The 961-nt window shown below is 67.8% G+C and carries 1 protein-coding gene; it reads right to left on the bottom strand.

Features of this window, described 5'->3' with window-relative positions:
• The coding region (locus IEZ15_RS44055) for a beta-ketoacyl synthase N-terminal-like domain-containing protein (protein ID WP_189282529.1) at positions 1-961 on the bottom strand (961 nt) is incomplete at both ends.

The following is a 961-nucleotide window of genomic DNA, read 5'->3' as shown; positions in this document are numbered from 1 at the left end:
CCACTCAGCCCGAACGACGACACACCCACCCGACGCGGACGCTCCCGCACCGGCCAAACCCGCGCCTCCGTCAACAACTCCACCGCACCCGCAGACCAGTCCACATGAGGAGAACGCGTCTCCGCATGGAGGGACTTCGGCAGCACGCCGTGCCGGATCGCCTGAACCGCCTTGATCACCCCACCCACACCCGCAGCCGCCTGCGTGTGGCCGAGGTTCGACTTCAACGACCCCAACCACAAAGGATCATTGTCAGGACGCCCCTGACCGTACGTCGCCAACAACGCCTGCGCCTCGATCGGATCACCCAACCGCGTCCCCGTCCCGTGCGCCTCCACCGCATCCACATCAGCGGTCGACAACCCGGAATTCTCCAACGCCGCCCGGATGACACGTTGTTGAGACGGACCGTTCGGTGCCGTCATGCTGCTGGACGCGCCGTCCTGGTTGATGGCGCTGCCCCGGATCACGGCCAGGACCGGATGCCCGTTCCTCCGGGCGTCCGAGAGACGTTCCAGCATGAGGACGCCGACGCCTTCGGAGCAGCCGGTCCCGTCCGCATCGGCCGCGAAGGACTTGCAACGCCCGTCCTTCGCCATACCGCGCTGGTGGCTGAAGTAGAGAAACATGTCCGGCGTGGTCATCACCGTCACACCGCCGGCCAGCGCCATCGAGCACTCGTCGGACCGGAGGGCCTGGGCGGCGAGGTGCAGGGCGACCAGCGAGGACGAGCATGCTGTGTCCACCGTGACCGAGGGGCCTTCGAGGCCCAGGGTGTAGGACACGCGTCCCGACACCAGGCTTCCGCCGGTGGTCGCGGCGGCCTCCGTACCGAGTGCGTAGTCGTGGTACATGAGGCCGGCGAAGACGCCGGTCCGGCTGCCCTTCAGCGACAGCGGATCGATCCCCGCACTCTCCACGGCCTCCCAGGACGCCTCCAGCAACAACCGCTGCTGCGGAT

Source organism: Streptomyces atratus (assembly GCF_014648655.1).
GTDB lineage: Bacteria > Actinomycetota > Actinomycetes > Streptomycetales > Streptomycetaceae > Streptomyces > Streptomyces atratus.
This window is presented reverse-complemented; position numbering and strand designations above follow the sequence as displayed.